This window comes from Acetobacterium sp., assembly GCF_041752335.1.
Classification (GTDB): domain Bacteria; phylum Bacillota; class Clostridia; order Eubacteriales; family Eubacteriaceae; genus Acetobacterium.
The window spans coordinates 92120-111559 of record NZ_JBGSHG010000048.1; the positions used below are offsets into that span (position 1 = coordinate 92120).

Consider the following 19440-nt stretch of genomic DNA (forward strand, 5'->3'; position numbering starts at 1 on the left):
TCCTTTTTTTCCGAATAACAGCGGCTTAACTTACTTAATGTAGCTAACCGTGGTCGCCACCAGGGATAAATCGGCGGTGGTGGAATCTTCGGTTTGACTGGCAATGACAATCTCCCCGGCCACGAGGTCGGCATAGATGTCCTGATAATCCTGCCGGGAGAAGCTGCGGAAGGTTGAGGTCTCCATCGGCAGACCGATGCCATTGTTGGCCGCTGAAAATTTCTGGACGGTGCCGCCCGGGAAGGCATTGCTGTAGTAATCACGAATGCCGCTGTACACTGAACTGGTCAGCATCTTCATGGCCGAGGTCATCACGGTGTTAGAATGGCTGCTTTGATCCACATCAACCCCAATGACCTTGGCGTTGTCTTGGGCTTCGGCGGCCAGGATCACCGATTCAACAATGGCGCCACCACATGAGAAAATAACCTCGGTCCCATCGTCATACCAGGAAGCGGCCAAAGCCTGGATTGCCGGAGTGCCCACAAAGGTACCGGTATAGGTATACTGGATTTCAGCGGTGATTCCCAATTCCTGGGCGGCCAGGTCAGCCCCTTGAACAAAACCATAGCCATAACGAATCACCGAAGGAACGGCCATTCCGCCCATAAAACCAAGTTTGCTGTAACCATCTTTGACCGCGGCATAGCCAGCCAGAAAGCCGGCCTGCTCATCCTGATAGAGAATCGACAAGACGTTTTTGCCAATTTTGGAGACATTGTAGGCCGAATCATGGGGTTGACCATCTACCAGGATAAAGGAAACATCAGGATATCGGTCCTGGGCAATAAAAACCGGGGTTTCAAACAAATAGCCGGGACAGACCACCAATTTAGCGCCCGCTGCGATGGCCTGATCGATGGTTTCAACATAGGAATCGGTGGTGCCCTCTTCGGGCTGATAGTACTTATAGGTTATGCCATGTTCTTCAGCATATTGTTTGACACCCTGCCAGGCCGCCTGATTAAAGGATTGATCGTCAATGTGGCCAAGGTCGGTAATCAGGGCCAGCTCAAATTTTTCCGCAACCGCTGATTTTGCAGTATCCTCGGAACTCTTTGGGGGCGCACAGCCCAAAACACTGATTAAGATCACGCAGACCCAGAGAATTCCAACAATTCGCTTCTTTTTACTCTTCATTTGCTACTCCCTTTTCTGATTCATTTATTGATGTTTGCTTATTCACCGCTTTATATAATTGATTCTTGCCGTTCTTCTTGGCCTGATACAAGGCATTGTCGGCAATTGTATAGAGTTCTTTAAAATCGGCCGCATCCGCCGGGTATTCAGCTACGCCGATGCTGAAGGAGATGGCTATTTCTGTTTCGCCAGACAACACCGGTGTGTCGATAAGGTCCCTCACTTTTTGTATTTCTACCAGGGCGGCGGCGGTTGTGATCGCTTTGATAAAAATAATAAATTCATCCCCGCCGACGCGCCCGACCACATGATCATCCCCAAATCGGTCGCGCAGTATGGCGCCAATCATTTTTAGAACGTCATCCCCGACAACATGGCCGAGGCTGTCGTTGATCTCTTTAAAATTATCAAGATCGAGAACACAGAGTATCGCTGAAGTCTCCGGATGATCGATCAGATACTGTTTTATCTTACGTTCCGTTGCCATCTTGTTGTTTAAACCGGTCAGCAGGTCCAAATCGACAGCCGTTTGCAGCTTGCGATGGTGTTTTTGATAGAAGATCCGCATTAACACCATGGTTCCAATCACGCCAAAGACAAAGATGAAAATAACTACCAGCAGATAGGTGATCAGATTGCGCATGCTGCCCCATTGATCAATTAAGAGCTGATCGTATTGGGCTTCCTCAAATCCGATGGCAATATACCAGGCATTGATGCCAATGGGGGAATAGATAACATAGTGGGGATCGTCTTTAATCGCCAGATTCAGCGAGAAATTTTGCTGGTTCGCCATGGCCGCCTGAACCGGCGTGGGATCCATTGCGGGATCCATTTCAGCCAACAACTGCAGCTGCGTCGTCCCGACCGGTGGTGGGGCATTTAAATCTTCGGTGGTGATAATCAGACCCTCATCCACGCTGAAGATAAAAAAGGCATCGGCAAAGGCCGGCGTCTGGGTAAAAATTTTACGAATCCGGCTGACCGAATAATACATCAGAATATAGCCATCAACCTGATCTTCTTTAATGATCGGGATGACCGATACCACCGCTTCAGCCTGCATAATATTTTCTTTTTGAAGATAGGCATAATACTGGCTGTGATTATTCTCGGGATTGAGAAAATTGTCTTTGCTGACATTGACTTTGATTCCGTTCTGGGTCAGGCCAACCCCTTCAGCATTGCAATAAACAACCATATAGGCGTCGGAATTATTACACAGGGTGCCAATTATGGGCAGGGTATCAATGGACTTATTGACCGGAGTCAGAATAATCATATCCCGAAAGGCTTCTCCCATCCGGGTCATGACATCGAGTTCATCATTAATCTGAGCGGCAAAATCCCCAGTTTCTTTAAGCAGCGCGTTTTCAACCATGGATTTAGCGGTGTGCCGACTGGCGCTGCCAAAATTGTACAGCAATATCAGGATTAGCACCAGCAAAATGGCAATCGGTATCAGGATCATCAGGACGCTGCGATCTATTTTTTTATCATTGAGGTTCATCTCGATCTTCCTTTATTTGCAAATTCCATTAAAGACAACGTTTGCAATCAGTGTGCTCTAACTTTTCAATTATACCATTTTATATGATTGATTTCAAAGTTTTCTTAACCCGGTTTAATGTCAGTTTCGATCAAATCACAAAACGGGGTTTAACTATCCGGTTATTCCTGAATAATTGCAGATAGCACCATTGAAATCGGTTAATCCTTCCTTTCCGGCCGTTTATTTGTTATAGTGGTAAGGTAAACGACGATACGATAACAAGGGTCGGAATAAGCCCTGAAAAATTTAAAGCTGTTAAAAAAAGTGAGGATAAAACGATGAAGAAAAAGATAACAAGGTGTGTTGCTGTGTTACTGGGCCTGGGCCTGCTGGCCGGAATTCTGCCGCCGGGGATCATGGCGGCTGGAGCGCCCAGTGTCAGTTATCGGACCCATGTCCAGAATGATGGCTGGCAGGAGTTTGTGGCCGATGGGACCATGAGCGGAACCGCTGGCCGGAGTCTGCGGCTGGAGGGCATTGAGGTGAAGCTGGAAGTGCCGGATTATGATCTGGGGATCACCTATCAAACGCATATCCAAAATATCGGCTGGGAAGCCGAGACTGATCGCGGTTGGAAAAGTAACGGCGCCATGAGCGGCACCGAAGGACTGAGTTACCGGTTGGAAGCGATTCAGATTAACTTAACCGGGGCAGATGCTGCGGGCTTTGATGTCTATTACCAGGTTCACGCCCAGAACATGGGCTGGCTGGGCTGGGCTAAAAACGGTGAAAGTTCCGGAACCGCCGGCTATTCCTATCGCCTGGAAGGGATCCATATCGTGATTGTGCCCCAAGGCGGTACTCCGCCAGCGGGAACCGTGGATCAACAGGCCCCCTTTATTGAACGGAAAGCAGTGCCGGGAAATCTGATGATTCAGACCACCACCAGTGATTTTAACGATCATGCCATGGGCCTGGATCGGGTTGAGATTGCCGCAAATTCGGGCGACGGCGAAATCAGGCTGCAATCCGGTCAGCAGTCGGGGGTCTATACTTCCAATATCTTTAATGCCAGCCCCTTTACCAAAACGGTGCTGTCCTGGGATACCGACACCCCGGCTGGAACCCTGGTTCAGGTGGAAGCCCGGGTCTGCGAAAATGCCGTCGATGGTAACGGCCAGTCCACCGAAAACTGGTCCGACTGGCTTTCCTTCGGGCAGTGGGGAACCACCATTAAGCGAGCCTCCGGGATCGGGACGATGGATAGCCCGCTGGCCAGAATCGATGTCGATACCCTGGTGGTCAAGAATGGCAAAACCGCCAATAAAATCCAGTATCGGGTGATCCTCCATTCCGGCACCCCCGGCGTGACACCGACGGTGCGGCTAATCGCCGTGGCGCTGCGAAATGCCAATCCCGGCCAGGGCATTACCAAGGTTTTTACCGATCATCCTGATTTAGCAAATCTGCCGGTGCTGAATGTGCCGCAGTTTTCCCAGATGGTCCGGGAGCCGTCGATCGCCGATTCGATCTGCAGTCCCACCAGCGTGGCGATGATGCTCAATTATTATGGCACTGCGGTTCAGCCGGAACAAGCCGCCTGGGGGGCCTATGATTATGGCGCTGACGAGTTTGGTAACTGGCCCTTTAACACCGCCTATGCCGCCAGCTTTGGCTATCTGACCTATGTGGATTATTCCACCATCGAGGGTTTAAAACGGGAAATCGCCGGGGGCCATCCGGTGGCGGTGGCGGTGGCCTATAAAAACAGCGCCGGGGTTAGTGCCAATTTACCGGTTATCGATGGCGCACCAATCCGGTCAACCTATGGTCATCTGATTGTGGTGTGCGGTTTTACCAATGAAAACGGCACCGAGTACATCATCATCAATGATCCCGCCGCCGCCAGCAATACCGGGGTTCGGGTCCGCTACCGGCTGGATCAGTTTGCCGCGGCCTGGGCCGAGTCCGGTAATATTGCCTATATTATTCATTAAAGCCAGAAAATTTATAAACCACCTAAAAAAGAACCTGATTTTTCAGGTTCTTTTTTTATTTACAGAAAATTATTTAAGTCCATTCTTGCGCACGCAATACTCAGGCTTTGATGGCCCAGCGCAATTTGGCGGACCGGGCCCGGCCATTGGCATGGCATTCCGCGGCTGAGGGCCGAAGCGGCCCGGGTGCCACCTCACAGTAGACGCCTTCCCGAAAGAGGCGCTGAAAGGATTTTTTAACCAGCCGGTCTTCCCCGGAATGAAAGGACAAAATCGCCACCCGGCCGCCGGGGGCCAGCACCGCCGGCAGTTTTTCGAGAAATTCGTATAAGACTTCATATTCGTCATTAACATCGATTCGCAAGGCCTGAAAGCAGCGCTGACAGGTTTTTTTAATGGCTTCCTTGCTGTTGCTGCCGGGAATCTTTTTCAGGGCGGCAGTGATAATTTCCTGGAGCTGGGTGGTGGTGGCAATCTCAAGGCCCCTGTTGCGGTGGCCGATGATGGCCTTGGCGATGGCCGCCGCATTGGGTTCATCGGCGTTTTCGATAAACATCCCTTCCAGCTCATCCGGGGAAATAGTTTTTAAGCGCTCGGCCGCCGAAAGGCCTTTTTCGGGATTCAGCCGCAGGTCTAATGGTCCTTCAAACTTAAAGGAAAAGCCGCGTTCGGGATTATCAATCTGCATCGAAGAGACCCCCAAATCAGCCAGCACAAAATCCAGCGGGCCGGATTCCTGGGCAATCTCATCAATTTGCGAAAAGTTCAGGTGGCGGATGGTCAGCATTTCCGGACCATAGCCATTGTCGGCCAGCCGTTTTTGGGTCCGGGGCAGTTCAATAGCATCGACATCGGTGGCGTAGAGGTGGCCCTGGCCCGCCAGACATTCAAGCATCGCCTGGGTGTGACCGCCAAAACCCAGGGTCGCATCCAATCCGGTCTGGCCTGGTTTAATCGCCAGAAATTCGAGGATTTCATCAACACAGATGGAGCGGTGCATCCCGGCGGGGGTGCTGCCTTTTTGCATTACTTTTTCGACTGTATCGGCATACTTTTCAGGCTGCAATTCTTTATATTTATCTTTATAGGCCTTGGGATGGGTGCCCTTGTAGCGGGGCCGGCGCTGGTGTTTGGGTTCCTGATTATCCATTGGGTAAACTCCGTAATTGCGATTTTGTCGCGGTGACAGGTGAAGTTGATCGTGAAACTGATTGTCGATATAATGCCGTGCTCATATTTATATCCGCCTTTTTCATAGATTTGTACCATTTAACAATCCTATGATACCAAATCGCATTTGTAAATGCAAATCAGAAAGAACTTTTCATCAACAACAAATCCTTTGCGATTCTGAGATGATATGGTAAAGTAGATTAGCTGGATGCCATGATTTTATCCATTGGTCCTGGCGGTTGTTAACAGCTTAAAGATTTGACATCGGGATGATTACCGTGCAGACTGTTTCGGGATCCACCAACGCAAAGACAAAAAATAAAGGAGTAGCTGACGATGAGTAATGAAAAGAAAATGGCACCATCGATTGATGCCTGGCTAAAAGCAGCAAAAAATGATCCCGCGGCCTTACAGGAAGGCATGTATCTGGTCCATAACGGCACCGTCCGTCAAACCCCCAAAGCCCAGGTGCGACAGGGAGTGGATGATGGTTCGCTGGTTACCGGGATGGAATTCTTTTATGATGCCGCCAAGGTGGCGGCGGCCATCGAAGCCACCAAAAAGCGGGAGGGGATTTTCCATGTCCGGGTCTGGCTCAACGAGGGTCAGTTGCAGCTGGGTGATGATATCATGGTTGTTCTTATCGGCGGTGATATTCGCCCCCATGTGATTGATGCCCTGCAGTTTCTGGTGGAAACCATCAAAACGACCTGCGTCACCGAGATTGAGCAGAAGACAGAAACCAGGAAATAACCATTTTGTCAACCGCGTAAATAATATCCTTGTTTTGTCGCAAAATATTATTTCGTGACAAAAAATGTCATAAAACAAAAGCCAGCTGAAAAGCTGGCTTTGTTTTTTTAACGCATTTAATTAACTTCATTCAATTAACATAATTAAATTGAAGCGGTCTTGGCCTGATCAAATTCATCCTGAATTTCCTGAGAAGGTTCCTTGGTCAGCAGCGAAACCACCACAATAAAGAGGCAGGAGACCAGGAAGGCGGGCATCAGTTCGTAAATGCCGAAGACGCCGCCCAGGGGCTTGATCAACAGTCGCCAGATAAAGACCATGCTGCCGCCGGCCAGCATGCCGGCAATGGCACCTTCACGGTTGGTCCGTTTCCAGAACAGCGAGAAGATCATCAGCGGTCCGAAAGTAGCACCAAAACCGGCCCAGGCAAAGGCGACGATACTAAAGATGACGCTGGTTTCATCCAGGGCCAGCAGGACACCAATCACCGCAATGGCAATCAGGGTGAGATGGGAAACCCGCATGATTTGCTTTTCGGTGGCATCCTTTTTGAGGATACCCTCATAAATATTTTTAGAAAAGGCCGAAGCCGCAATCAGCAGGTAGGAGTCCGAAGAACTCATCGTTGCTGCCAGAATCCCAGCCATGACAAAACCGGCCAGCAAGGGTGGCAGCAGATTGGTGGACATGACGATAAAAATGCTTTCCGCTCCGCTTGGTGTCAGCAGTTCGGTAGGGAATAACACCCGACCGACCAGACCGATGATCACCGCAGCGAATAGCGAGATTACACACCAGGTAGTGGCAATCCGTCGTGCCTTGGGAATTTCAGCGGCATCGCGGATGGCGATAAACCGCAGCAATACCTGAGGCATTCCAAAATAACCGAGCCCCCAGGACATTGTCGAGATGATCGTTAACAAAGTATAGGGCAGCGCCGGACCAAAGACCGGGTTGCCGGCCAATACCTGTTGCGTGCCATCGACCACCGTGGGGTTGGCAATACCAAAGAAATCAAAGAAACCAGGAATCTGTTGGATGTTGTCCATGACCCCACTAAAACCGCCGGCAGCCGTTACACCGAGGATCAGGACCAGGGTCAGCGCAAGTATCATAATGATGCCCTGTAGAAAGTCCGATACACTTTCAGCCAGGAAACCGCCCAGTAAGGTATATAAAATAACAAAACATGCACCGACGATCATGACCACCTGATATTGAATGCCAAACAGTGAATTAAACAGCTTTCCGACCGTAACAAAGCAGCTGGCGGCATAAACCGTAAAGAAAACCAGAATAAACACCGATGCAATCAGCATGATGACTTTTTTGTTTTCTTTAAAGCGATTACTGAAATATTCTGGAATGGTAATCGCATCACCGGCAATGGCGGAATAGTGCCGCAGCCGTTTGGCGGTAATCTTCCAGTTCAGGTAGGTTCCTAAAGCCAGACCTAAAGCGGTCCAGAAGGCATCGCTCCAGCCGCACCAGTAGGCGACACCGGGTAATCCCATCAAAAGCCAACCGCTCATGTCGGATGCTTCTGCACTCATTGCCGCCACCCAGGGTCCCAGGGAACGGCCGCCGATAAAATAATTGTCACTGTTTTCGTTGGCGATCTTTAAAAAATAGACGCCGATACCGAGTATCGCCGCGATGTAAATAATCATGGCGATCAGTATTTGGATGTTATCAGTACTCATTCTTTTCCTCCTAAAATAAATTCAATGTATTATAGCATAGAATGAATAAGTATACAAAGAAATGGATGAAAAAATAACCATTGCGGAGAATCCGAAGCACTCCCGGCGATTTTTCAGAAAGGCTAAGATTTTCTTGAGAAAAAAAGGATAATGCGGTAATATAATAAAAAAAGGTGTGAAGGAGATTGGTTTGAATTTACTGCTTATCATCTTAATGCTTCTGCTTTGCTTACTGATCTCGGATGTGATCAGTCATTTTATTCCCTTTATTCCCACCGCCCTGATTCAGATCGGATTGGGGTTTGGTATTGCCTTTATCATGAAAAGCCAAGCTATTGAACTGGAAACGGAATGGTTTTTAATTCTTTTTGTGGCACCGCTTTTATACGATGATGGACGTCATTTCTCCCGGGAAAATCTCTGGAAAATGCGGGAGCCGATTTTTGGCAACGCCATCATTCTGGTTTTGCTAACCACCATTCTGGGGGGCTTTTTCATCCATTGGCTGATGCCCTATATACCGCTGGCAGCGGCCTTTGCTCTGGCGGCGGTGCTTTCACCCACCGATCCGGTGGCGGTGAATGGGATTGCCAAACGGGTTCATATCCCCCAAAAGGTGCTGACCCTGGTTCGGGGGGAGTCCCTGATCAATGATGCCTCCGGGCTGGTGGCCTTTAACTATGCCATTGCCGCGGTGGTCACCGGTTATTTTTCATTACGGGATGCGGCCCTGAATTTCACCTATATGTTTATTGTCGGGGCCTTTCTGGGTTTGACCCTCGGCCTGCTGATTGACTGGATTGGTTTTATTCTCCGGAAAAAGGGTATCCGGGATGCCACCTTCCATAGCCTGCTGCAGATATTAACCCCTTTTATCATCTTTATCGTTACCGAAGAGTTGTTTCATGCTTCCGGGGTTATTGCGGTAGTGGTTGCCGGGATTGCCCATGCCGCCATCACGGAACACACCTCAACGATGCTGGCCAAAGAAAAGGTGATTTCGGAAAATGTCTGGTCAGTGCTTTTGTTTGTGCTCAATGGGGTGGTTTTTATCCTATTAGGACTGAATATCCCCTTATCGATGGGCGATGCGGTGGCTAGTGAGGATATTAACAACTGGCTGGCTATTGCTGGGGTACTGGTGATCTGGCTGGGAATTTTTGGAATCCGCTTTTTTTACTCCTATTTATTCGCGGTGATCCGCCATTTTATTGTCAAAAGTCAGGGGGCTGAAGCACCCAGTATTAGAACCAGTCTGCTGATCAGTCTTACCGGGGTCCGGGGGACAGTGACCATGGTCGCCGTGCTGTCGGTTCCGACACTGCTGGCCAGTGGCGCGGAGTTTCCTCAGCGATCACTGATTCTTTTTATCGCTACGGGGGTGATTCTGGTTACCCTGGTGGCCGCCACCCTGTTTTTGCCACTACTGTGTAAAACTGACAAAGAAAAGGCCAGCGCCATCAATCAGTTGGATTTTAATGCCGCCATTATCAAGATCTTCCTGGCCACCATTAACCGGATCAAACAGGAAATCAATCCGGCAAATGAGCTGGCCGCCGATGAACTGATTGGCGAATATAAACGGATCGTTAAACGGATCCAAAACGAGCAGAATTCTGCGGAAACAGAGGGATACCTGAATAAACTCAATGGGTTGAAGTTGATCGGGCTCACAGCCGAGGCTGACTACCTTCGCGGTTTGCTGGACAGCAACCAGATCGACCAGAGTATCTATCAAAAATTTGAAGCCGCCCTGGATCGCCGGGAAGAAGCCCTGTCTAATGATGTCCGGTTCAGTGTGAGATATTTTCTGGGCAAAACCCTGCGGACCTGGCATCAGTTCAGGCGACAATCCAAACCGGATCAAGAAAAGCTGGTGGAAAAAATGGCCAATGTTAAAGATATTCAAATCAGAGCTTTCCAGGCCGCCATTGTAAGTCTTGAGCAGGAACAACAGAAGGCTGAAACCAAGGCTGATGCCGATATTATTGAAGCAGTGATGATGGGTTATCAGGGGATGATCCGGCGTCTTTCCATGGAGCGGTCTGAGTTTGAAAATGTCGATGAAGCTCTGAAAGAAGAACTGCGAATTAAAGCCATGGACAGCGAACGCCAGGAAATTCAACGGATGTATGAATCTGGTGAGATTTCAATCGAACAATCCCGAAAACTGCGACGTCATATCAACTACATCGAAAGTGCTACCCTGGATGACAGTGAGGAATAATAAATCCGGCAGGAGATTAACCAGGCCTGCCGGGTGTTTAAAAACAATATTGACTGTTTAGTCATTTTGATTTATAATAAGGAAAAAAAGTCAAAGACATTAAGATATAAAGAGTCCAGAATCAGGAGGCAACGATTGGATAAGCGAGACAGAATATTAAAAGCAGCCTTAAAACTTTTTAATCAATACGGTTTTGATAATACCCCGACGGCTCGGATTACCAAAGAAGCCGGGGTGGCCACCGGGACATTGTTCAACTATTTCAGCAATAAAGAAGAACTGATCAATGTGCTTTATTTGGCTTGCAAAGAATCCCTGACCCGCCGATTATCATTTGGACTGGAGTTGGAAACCACCTTTAGAAGCAAGCTAAAACGGATTTATATTAATTACATTGGCTGGAGTCTGGATCACACCGAAGAATTTCTGTTTTTTCAGCAGTTCTGCAATGCTTCCTGTATCGGCGAAACGACCCGGAAAGAAGGGTTGAGCAAATTTAATAATATTATGGATTTAATTTCTGAAGGGATTGAACAGGAGATTATCAAAAAGGTTAATCTCGATTATATGAGCAACCTGCTGATGGGTATTCTCAATGCAAATACCTATTATTTTATTGATAATCCCAGTCTGGCCGCAGATGAGGTTTTTTTGGAAACATCATTTAATTTTCTATGGGACAGCATTAAAAATTAATTTTTTTTACAAATGAATGACTAATCAGTCATTTTGACGGATTTGTGCCTGCCAAGCGATGGCTATTAAATAAAATTCACTGATATGAATCAGCGAACTGCTCAGCGGTTATCATAAATAAAATTGATGAAGGAGATACAAAATGAATTATCGGATTAATCCTAAAAACGGTGACAAACTTTCAGCCCTGGGATTTGGCTGTATGCGCTTTGCCAAAGATGAAAACGAGGTTGAGAAACAGATCATCTATGCCATTGAAAATGGCGTCAATTATTTTGACACCGCTTATATTTATCCCAAGAGCGAAGCAATCTTAGGCCGGGTGTTGGCAAAAGGTTATCGTGACCGGGTGAAAATCGCCACCAAGATGCCCCCTTATCTGGTGAAGAAATATGAAGACCTGGACAAGATTTTCAATGCTGAACTGGAACGGTTGCAAACCGACCATATTGATTATTATTTCCTGCATATGCTGACGGATGTTAACATCTGGACCCGGCTGGTCAATTTAGGGATTCTGAAATGGATCGAGGAAAAGAAGCAGGCTGGACAAATTATCAATATCGGCTTTTCTTATCACGGCGGCCGCGATGAATTTAAAAAGCTGATTGATGCCTATGATTGGGAATTCTGCATGATCCAATATAATTTCCTGGATGAAAACAAACAAGCCGGCAAAGAGGGACTGGAATATGCCGCCGCCAAAGGGTTGCCGGTGATGGTCATGGAACCCCTTAGAGGCGGGAAGCTGGTCACTAATCTGCCCAAGGAAGTTTATCAGGTCTGGGATCAGGCGGAGGTGAAGCGGTCACCGGCGGAATGGGCCTTCCGCTGGATCTGGAATCATCCACAGGTTACCGTTGTCTTGTCGGGAATGAATTCCCAGGCGATGGTTGAAGAAAACATTAGAGTGGCTTCTGAGGCTGAAGCCAATGCCTTCAGCACGGCTGACTTTGAACTCTTTAATCAGGTCACCCAAATATTAAGCGAAAAGATTAAAATTCCCTGTACCGGATGCAATTACTGCCTGCCGTGTCCTAAGGGGGTTGATATTCCGACTTGCTTCTCAACCTATAATGATCGTGAAATTGAAGGAAAAACGGCGGCACTCAGCAAATATATCATGCAAACCAGTGTCAAAAGCCAGACCAGCAATGCCTCCCTTTGTTCAAAATGTGGTAAATGCGAAAGCCATTGCCCTCAGAATATCAAAATCCGAGACGAGTTGGCAACTGTTGCCAAAACCATGGAAGGCTTTTATTACAAGCCGACCCGGTTTTTGATTAAGCGGTTTATGAGATTGTAGACCCGTTTTAAAAATCATATTATGACAACAACTATAGCAAAATTGATTTGTCTGATTCTTTAAAAAACAGGGGCAATCGGTTTTAAAAAATACAGCACTATTGATGTAATTTGCTGAAAATAAAAAAGCCAGGAACCTTACCAAGACTAATGCTTTTGGGAAGGTTTCTGGCTTTTTATATCATAAGTGCTAAGGCGCTTTAAAGAGCGGTTTCCAAAGAGCTGGTTGTGATGATGTCAACACCCAGACCCAGTACGTCGGTGATCACCGGCGTGCCGCAACCAAGGGCTTCGGTGATCACTACCTGGTTGATTTCGGCCATCACAGCAAAAATGCGATCTTTGGGAATAGCGGAGGCGCTGCGCACCGGCAGCACCGGCATTTCAGGAAAATTCGTCTTAACCGTGGTGCAAAGAGTTCGGATTGGGTTGGTTGTTTCGGCAATGGCAAATTCCTGACCCCGCTTACATTTTTGACCCGTGACGACAATCTTAGACTGATCTTCGGCAACTGATAAGGCACAGCCATTGGGGCAGAGGATGCAGATCAGCTCTTTCATCTCAGCTTACCTCCATTTTAAATGATAGGGTTGAACTTGCCGTGAGGCCATATGGGGAAAAGTCCACTTCCAGCCGTTCCATTTCCGGCGGGCGTAAATGAGAATAGTGTTTGCGTAAGACTTCCTGCTCGTTCACGGTGATGATGACATCACAGTTTTTTAGCACCTGTTGACTGCGGAAATAAACAATGGTTTTCGTGTCAGTGTTGTTTAAATCCAACCGTTGCGGCACCAGGTAGGCAAAGTTTGGATCCGCCGTCAGAGCAATTTCGGCCCGTTGTTTGTGGCTAAAGTTGGCCGCAGCTGTTCCGGCCAGTTCGCCGCTTTCAGAAACATAATCCACCAGATCGTTGACGTGCAGGGCGTTGCCGCAGGAAAAGACGCCGTCAACTGAGGTCATTAGGGTCGCATTGCAAATGGGACCCTTTGTTTTGGGATCCAGTTCAACCCCCAAGCTGACTGCCAATTCATTTTCAGGAATCAACCCGACTGAAAGAATCAGGGCATCACAGTCGATTTTTTGACTGGTTCCGGCAATCGGCTGCATGTCTTCATCCACCGTAGAGACTTCAACAGCGGTCAGTCGTTCTTCGCCGTAAACCCGGGTGACTGTTTGGGAAAGGTGCAGGGGAATATCAAAATCATGAAGGCATTGATAAAGGTTGCGGGTCAGCCCCGAGGGGGTTGCTTTGGCTTCGTAAACCCCCAATACGGTGGCACCTTCTAAGGTCAATCGCCGCGCCATGATTAAACCGATGTCGCCACTGCCGAGAATCACGCATTTTTTAGCCGGCATCTGACCTAAAAGATTAATGTAATGCTGGGCTGTTCCGGCGGTGAATATCCCAGCTGGGCGGGTACCATGAATAAAGACCTGCCGGGCCGTGCGTTCCCGGCAACCGGTGGCCAGCACCAGCGCCTTGGCTGTTATCGTCAGCACTCCCGTTTGATTGACCGCCGTAAGGATAAAGCCTGTGGCGGTCTTGTTAATGCGGGTTACAAAGGTTGTCGTTAGCGCTTCAATCCCGGCCTGCTTAAAGCTTTTTATATCGCGGTCGGCATACTCCGGCCCAGTTAATTGTTCGGAAAAGCGGACCAGCCCGAAGCCGTCATGAATGCACTGTTTAAGAATACCGCCAAGTCGGGGCTCCCGTTCAATCAGTAGGGTTCGAGCCCCGGCGCGATGGGCGGCCAAAGCGGCGGCAAGACCAGCCGGGCCGCCGCCAATAACGATCACATCGGTCTGTTTCATTGGGACACTCCTTTCGATTGATGATAAAGGATCACTGAATTTTCGCCACTTTTTTTAACCGCTGATAAGGGGATCTTGGAATGTTCGGCAATGATACCAGCAACCAGCGGCGTACAGAAGCCCCCCTGGCAACGGCCCATCCCAGGCCGCAGTCGTCGTTTGATGCCGTCTAGCGTCGGGACGGTCAGACTGGCATTGAGGGCATCGATGATTTCGCCCTTGCTGATCTCTTCGCAGCGGCAGACGATGATCCCATAGTCCGGGTTGGCGCGAATCAAGGCATCCCGTTGTGAATCATCCAGGCTATTGAGTCGGGGCAGTGGTTTTCGCACCGGATCAAAATCCGGGTTTGCTTCGACGTTCATGGTTTGGCTGAGTATTTGGACCGACCAATTGGCAATATCTTCGGCAATGGCCGGAGCAGCGGTGACGCCGGGCGATTGAATCCCCCCGGCGTGAATAATGTTGTCCGTGAAGATGCCTTTACGAACCACAAAATCCTCTTCATAGGTGGCTGCCCGGACGCCGGTAAAATAGGCGATCACGTCACTGGGTTTGAGTTCCGTCGCAATTTGCTGCTGCATCGCCAAAATGCTGTTGACCTCGTCATAATGGGTAGCGGTATCTTCCCGGTCCGGTGTTTCAATGGCATTGGGACCAATCAGCATATTGCCATGAATCGAGTGAATCAGGCCGACTCCTTTGGTATGGCTCTTACCGGTAAAGCCGTTAATCATTCGCTTAATCGGATTTTTGGATAAAGTAGACAGCTGCTGGGGCAGGATGGCGAAAGGTGAGATACCCATACTGGAGCGCACCATATAGCCGGCATTTTTGTCGGTAATAATATCGGTACCCCGGCGCGGATGGATGGTAAAGGTGCGGTCACCGCCCAGCTCGGCAATTTCATCGGCATAAACACCGGCGGCGTTGATGACCAGCTTTGGATAAAGGCGACCTCGGTTGGTAGCCACTTGAGTAATGTGTCCATCCGTTATTTCCATGCCGGTAACGATGGTACTCAGACTAATCCGGGCTTTGTTTTGAATGGCATTTTCAGCCAGAGCGATGGTCATTTCAAAAGGATTAGTGATGCCGCCGGTGGACATGTACATCCCACCCACCACAAAATCGGGCAGATGGGGTTCATGTTGAAGCAGGGCATCGCGTTTTAAATAAGTCACCCCAGGAATCCCCATCGATCTGGCTTTGAGTATGAGAATCCAGACTAATAGGCGTTCCCATTTTTTGACACAAAGCATCACCTGACCCTGTTGTTCAAAGGGCACTGACAGCTGCTTTGAAAGCGCTTCGTAGATCCGGTTGCCGCGGAGATTATACCGGTATTTCTGGGATTTTTTCGAAAAATTGACACCGACATGAACCACGCCGCCATTGGCACCGGTGGCTCCCAGGGCGACATCCGATTTTTTCTCTACCAGTAAAATGTCCAGATTATATCGGGACAGCTCTCGGGCAATGGCACACCCGACAATACCGCCGCCGATGATTAGGACATCAGGTTTTTCACCATTTAAGCTGCGATCCTGGACCGCGGGAGTTTGCCGCTGCTGAACGAAACCCTTGAGGCGAACGTCATTGATGACACCCCGATAGTTTTTTTTATCAACCGCCAGCTGCCCGGCCTTAACCACAGTAGCCCAGTCATCGACTGCTCCTCTTAAGACAATGCAGCCCCGTTCTTCGGTCACGGTGATCCGCGGCGAGAGGGCTCTGATTTGCTTGCAGATTTTGTTAAAGTGAGGCATATGCTTAACTCCTTTGTTGATCACGGCTGTTTTCGGAGCAGTCATAGGCTGTTCCTGTGAAATTTGTTCGAGAATGATCCGGGCACTGTTTTCAGCCGCCCGACATTTTGCATGGGCATCTTCTGGGGTACTGCCGCAGACCACCATACCATGATTCTCCATCACACAGGCGCGGTTTTTTTTGATTGCTTTGACCACATTTTTAGACAATTGCTTCGAGGTAGGGAAGGCGTAGCGGGCCACTGCAACATCGCCGCCGAGGCACTCACGCAGGACCGGATCGGACGGTTTTATTTTTTTATGGGCGGCCGCAAAAACACTGCAATGAACGGGATGGGTATGGATGACACAGTGTACCTCCGGATGGTTTAAATAGAGTGCCGCATGGAGAGCTTTTTCACCGGTAGGTTTGATTAGGCCCTCGAATTTTAAGGTGTCAATGGCAACCCGAACCATGTCATAGGGCGTGAGGGTCGCATAGTCCATGCCAGATGGGGTGCAAAGCATGTGCTGATCGTCCAGCCGGATGGAAATATTGCCCCAGGTTCCCTGCACCAGATTTTCCCGGGCCAGCGACTGACCCAGTTCAACAAGCTGTTCACGTAAGTCCAGTTCATGAGCAGAAATGAGCCGCGGAAAATCGGCAGCAGTCTGGTGGCAAACCGCGCCCGCCATTTTTGAATAGGCAAGCTCATAGCCCAGCTGCATAATTTGGGCTTCGATGGGATTAAGAATTTTTGCGCCGCCCAGCAGGTTAGCTTGTAGATAGACCTGGGCGGCTTTTTCCATCAATAGGGTGACAATAAAAGCTTCGCCCAGATTCTTACCCACGGCCACTGCGCCCTGTTCAGCGGCGACTGGGCTTTTTTGTAAACAGCCGCGACTGCTTTTTAAAAGCTGGTTGATTTTCTGCTGGTCGCTAATATCACAGATTTTTATGGTCAGGCCAATAATTTGAGCCATATCATCCAGCACCGCGGGAATATCCGTCCCATTTTCGGCCGCCTGTGAACAAAACCGTGAATGGGTAAGAATGACAGCGTTGGTTTTACTGTTAGCCAGAAAAATTGCATGGGCCAGTTTATTGCAAGTTAATAATCCGGCCAAATTGAGCACCTTAAAATGGTGATGATCATAACGGTCTGAATGCATAACTGGTATTGCCGCAAGATAAGCCTTATCCGAAAGCCGAAGGGCCAGAAAGGCGTGGTTGAGTTCAATGTTGGCCGATTTTAATTGGCTGATGCAGTTTTTTAGAGCCGCTAAGGCTATTTTTACGTTACTCATGGCTTGTCTCCTTGTGCGTTACGAGATTTATCAATCGCAGGATCTGATCATGACAGTGAAAATGGAACTGTTTACTCATTAAGGGCGGCTCTGATCTTCTTTTGGAGAATAAGCACTTCGCTTTCAATGTTCCAGACACCAAGCCGCACAATTAAAAAGGGCAGCCGCCAGGGGGCAATTTCGGCATCGGTCATTCCGGTTGTCCGTTGATACGCTTTGAGATAACGTTTGCAGAGATATTTTCGCACCGATTCTAACGCCATCGCAACGGTCTTGTTGAGACCGGGAATCATTTCACCTTCATTGAGCAGATAGAGGGTTGCCGCCACATCAGCGGCCGGAACCCCGCGGGCTGCCGTCATCCAGTCGATGATGGTGGCAGACTGACGATCCGACATAATGTTGTCAGGGTGATAATCAAGATGCAGGATCGAATTTCCATCAGGGAGTAAGGCAAGCCTGGTCATAATCATTTCCTTTTCCGTCGCGGATAAAAAAGCCAGGGGTGGGGATTCCAGGGTGCTAAGGACCATTTCCTTGTAACTGCGGATAACGTCGGTCTGGGTCTCATGTAATTGGATCTGGAGTTGCACCATCAGCCGAGGAACACCGAAAACCGTCGTGGGATGGGCGCCGGCCAGGCTGATTAAAGGTTTTCCGTTGACGCATTCAATGATCATTCCGGTCCGGTTTTCAATTTGAATCATGCCGTAGCATTTTACCTTGGTGACACCTTTCTGATAGGCTTCGATGGTATTGATTTTTTCGTTTTCAATCAGGAAGGGATCGACTTCGGCGTTGAAAAGTTTCAATAACCGGGAGCCTTCCCACAAATAGATTTCTGATGAACGGCTGGTGAACAGTGGGGAATCCAATCGTTCAGGGGGATAGCTGTCAACACACATATCTTCGTTCTCCTTAATTGGTTTTTAATCGAATATAGTCACAAATGTGAATTTAAAATACTCCTAGTAATGTCATTATAGGTTATAAAATAGAGCAATGTCAATCGATGCGAATGAATGCGCACATATGTGATTGCTTGACAAATCACACGTGTGAGGATATTATTTTATCAAAAACAGTTTGTCAGAGCAATTTAAAACCATAAGGGGAGTATTAATGAAACAAAATGATGATCAATTATTGATCCTGCGGATCGCAAAATACTATTATCTTGACGGATTAAGCCAACAGGAGATTTCTGAAAAAGAAAACATCCACCGATCACAAATCTCACGGATCCTTAAACAGGCGCGCGAACTGGGCTATGTCAAAATTCGGGTCAGCACCCCGGAAAGCTGCACCGCCGATGCCCTTGGTAATCAGCTGCGGGAACTGCTGGCGCTACAGGACGTTTTCGTGGCACCGTCGTTATCGACCCAGCCAGATCAATCCGAGGCCCTATATTTTTTTGCTGCCCGGCAACTGGAAGAACTGCTGCCAGAGTGTCAAAACATTGGGATCGGATTAGGTAAAACCCTTTACCATGTGGCTTCCCAGCTGACAAACCGGCGGGTGGACAAACCGTTGAAGTTTTTTTCAGTTGTGGGATCGTCGGGTACCAATAACCCCTATTTGCAGCCCAGTGTTATTTTGGATAATTTTGCCCGGCACTTTAAAGGGAGCTGTCATTACAACAATTTTACCATCTGTCAGAAGCGAAGCATGATGTCCCCATTTGATTTGAAACGTTTTGATGAGCTTGAGAAAGCTTATGAAAAATTAGATACCGTCGTTTTATCGATTGCCGGCCCGATCAATATCAGTTATCCTTATTTTGATGAATTTTCTTTATTCAGTAAGAAAATTGATATTTCTCGGGCTTTAACCAAGTCACATGGCAATCTTTTGGGACACGTTATGTATGAAAATCATCAGGCCCTGCAATTACCGGAAGATTATTTCATGACCAGCATGGCTTTATCATTGTTAGAAAAGATTGAGAATGTGATCTGCATTGCCCACGGCAGCGAGAAGGTCGCGCCGCTTATCAGTGCCGCCCGGCAGCGCTATATCAAGGTTCTGATAACTGATGAGGCAACCGCCCAGGCGCTGATTCAAAAATTGACGTAAGTCCAGTTAA

At 48.4% G+C, this 19440-nt stretch carries 14 protein-coding genes; 6 read left to right on the top strand and 8 right to left on the bottom strand.

Going from position 1 to position 19440, the window contains the following annotated elements; translation table 11 throughout:
* Positions 1–30 precede the first annotated feature (30 nt).
* Together ACEW8F_RS06650 and ACEW8F_RS06655 are read right to left on the bottom strand one after the other, a co-directional pair.
* A complete protein-coding gene (locus ACEW8F_RS06650) occupies positions 31–1140 on the bottom strand; it encodes a BMP family protein (RefSeq protein WP_373482689.1) in 1110 nt (369 codons plus the stop codon).
* Positions 1130–2650, bottom strand: coding sequence for a GGDEF domain-containing protein (locus ACEW8F_RS06655; protein ID WP_373482690.1), 1521 nt, complete (start codon positions 2648–2650; stop codon positions 1130–1132). The genes ACEW8F_RS06650 and ACEW8F_RS06655 overlap by 11 nt, the downstream gene beginning before the upstream one ends.
* Before the next feature lie 320 nt (positions 2651–2970).
* Between ACEW8F_RS06655 and ACEW8F_RS06660 the strand changes: the two genes are divergently transcribed.
* Entirely contained in the window at positions 2971–4629 is a 1659-nt protein-coding gene (locus ACEW8F_RS06660) for a C39 family peptidase (RefSeq protein WP_373482691.1), read from the top strand.
* Between the two features lie 100 nt (positions 4630–4729).
* On the opposite strand, the gene rsmH is transcribed toward ACEW8F_RS06660, so the two are convergent.
* Positions 4730–5779: a 16S rRNA (cytosine(1402)-N(4))-methyltransferase RsmH gene (gene rsmH / locus ACEW8F_RS06665; protein ID WP_373482692.1), complete on the bottom strand. Its 1050-nt coding sequence runs from the start codon at positions 5777–5779 to the stop codon at positions 4730–4732.
* 359 nt (positions 5780–6138) lie between these two features.
* Here rsmH and ACEW8F_RS06670 point away from each other — a divergent pair, with 359 nt between their 5' ends.
* A complete protein-coding gene (locus tag ACEW8F_RS06670) occupies positions 6139–6555 on the top strand; it encodes a molybdenum cofactor biosynthesis protein MoaE (RefSeq protein WP_373482693.1) in 417 nt (138 codons plus the stop codon).
* 143 nt (positions 6556–6698) lie between these two features.
* Here the strand turns inward: ACEW8F_RS06670 and putP are convergent, their stop codons facing one another.
* Entirely contained in the window at positions 6699–8258 is a 1560-nt protein-coding gene (putP, locus tag ACEW8F_RS06675; RefSeq protein ID WP_373482694.1) for a sodium/proline symporter PutP, read from the bottom strand.
* Positions 8259–8448: 190 nt separating this feature from the next.
* Here putP and ACEW8F_RS06680 point away from each other — a divergent pair, with 190 nt between their 5' ends.
* The 3 genes from ACEW8F_RS06680 (at position 8449) to ACEW8F_RS06690 (ending at position 12487) form a co-directional block, all read left to right on the top strand.
* A complete protein-coding gene (locus ACEW8F_RS06680) occupies positions 8449–10485 on the top strand; it encodes a Na+/H+ antiporter (RefSeq protein WP_373482695.1) in 2037 nt (678 codons plus the stop codon).
* A 135-nt stretch (positions 10486–10620) separates the two neighbouring features.
* Positions 10621–11181, top strand: coding sequence for a TetR/AcrR family transcriptional regulator (locus tag ACEW8F_RS06685; RefSeq protein WP_373482696.1), 561 nt, complete (start codon positions 10621–10623; stop codon positions 11179–11181).
* Between the two features lie 142 nt (positions 11182–11323).
* Entirely contained in the window at positions 11324–12487 is a 1164-nt protein-coding gene (locus ACEW8F_RS06690; protein WP_373482697.1) for an aldo/keto reductase, read from the top strand.
* Positions 12488–12686: 199 nt separating this feature from the next.
* Here the strand turns inward: ACEW8F_RS06690 and ACEW8F_RS06695 are convergent, their stop codons facing one another.
* The 4 genes from ACEW8F_RS06695 to ACEW8F_RS06710 form a co-directional block, all read right to left on the bottom strand.
* Positions 12687–13046, bottom strand: a complete 360-nt coding sequence (locus tag ACEW8F_RS06695; protein ID WP_373482698.1) for a DUF1667 domain-containing protein — start codon at positions 13044–13046, stop codon at positions 12687–12689.
* A gap of 1 nt (position 13047) precedes the next feature.
* Positions 13048–14298 (bottom strand): NAD(P)/FAD-dependent oxidoreductase, encoded by a 1251-nt coding sequence (locus ACEW8F_RS06700; protein WP_373482699.1) that lies wholly within the window; start codon positions 14296–14298, stop codon positions 13048–13050.
* A complete protein-coding gene (locus ACEW8F_RS06705) occupies positions 14295–17354 on the bottom strand; it encodes an FAD-dependent oxidoreductase (protein WP_373482700.1) in 3060 nt (1019 codons plus the stop codon). Before ACEW8F_RS06705 ends, ACEW8F_RS06700 begins: the two co-directional genes overlap by 4 nt.
* 71 nt (positions 17355–17425) lie before the next feature.
* Positions 17426–18259: a phosphotransferase gene (locus ACEW8F_RS06710; protein ID WP_373482701.1), complete on the bottom strand. Its 834-nt coding sequence runs from the start codon at positions 18257–18259 to the stop codon at positions 17426–17428.
* 217 nt (positions 18260–18476) lie between these two features.
* On the opposite strand from ACEW8F_RS06710, the gene ACEW8F_RS06715 reads away from it, so the two are divergent.
* The gene (locus ACEW8F_RS06715; protein WP_373482702.1) at positions 18477–19430 is read left to right on the top strand and encodes a sugar-binding transcriptional regulator; all 954 of its coding nucleotides are present in this window, start codon (positions 18477–18479) and stop codon (positions 19428–19430) included.
* The last annotated feature ends 10 nt before the right edge of the window (positions 19431–19440 follow it).

Bases quoted from the DNA above. Each gene is read 5' to 3' on its own strand.
- ACEW8F_RS06650 (WP_373482689.1), bottom strand. From the start codon at position 1,140: ATGAAGAGTAAAAAGAAGCGAATTGTTGGAATTCTCTGGGTCTGCGTG.
- ACEW8F_RS06700 (WP_373482699.1), bottom strand. From the start codon at position 14,298: ATGAAACAGACCGATGTGATCGTTATTGGCGGCGGCCCGGCTGGTCTT.
- ACEW8F_RS06670 (WP_373482693.1), top strand. From the start codon at position 6,139: ATGAGTAATGAAAAGAAAATGGCACCATCGATTGATGCCTGGCTAAAA.
- ACEW8F_RS06655 (WP_373482690.1), bottom strand. From the start codon at position 2,650: ATGAACCTCAATGATAAAAAAATAGATCGCAGCGTCCTGATGATCCTG.
- ACEW8F_RS06690 (WP_373482697.1), top strand. From the start codon at position 11,324: ATGAATTATCGGATTAATCCTAAAAACGGTGACAAACTTTCAGCCCTG.
- ACEW8F_RS06695 (WP_373482698.1), bottom strand. From the start codon at position 13,046: ATGAAAGAGCTGATCTGCATCCTCTGCCCCAATGGCTGTGCCTTATCA.
- rsmH (WP_373482692.1), bottom strand. From the start codon at position 5,779: ATGGATAATCAGGAACCCAAACACCAGCGCCGGCCCCGCTACAAGGGC.
- ACEW8F_RS06705 (WP_373482700.1), bottom strand. From the start codon at position 17,354: ATGAGTAACGTAAAAATAGCCTTAGCGGCTCTAAAAAACTGCATCAGC.
- ACEW8F_RS06710 (WP_373482701.1), bottom strand. From the start codon at position 18,259: ATGTGTGTTGACAGCTATCCCCCTGAACGATTGGATTCCCCACTGTTC.
- ACEW8F_RS06660 (WP_373482691.1), top strand. From the start codon at position 2,971: ATGAAGAAAAAGATAACAAGGTGTGTTGCTGTGTTACTGGGCCTGGGC.
- putP (WP_373482694.1), bottom strand. From the start codon at position 8,258: ATGAGTACTGATAACATCCAAATACTGATCGCCATGATTATTTACATC.
- ACEW8F_RS06715 (WP_373482702.1), top strand. From the start codon at position 18,477: ATGAAACAAAATGATGATCAATTATTGATCCTGCGGATCGCAAAATAC.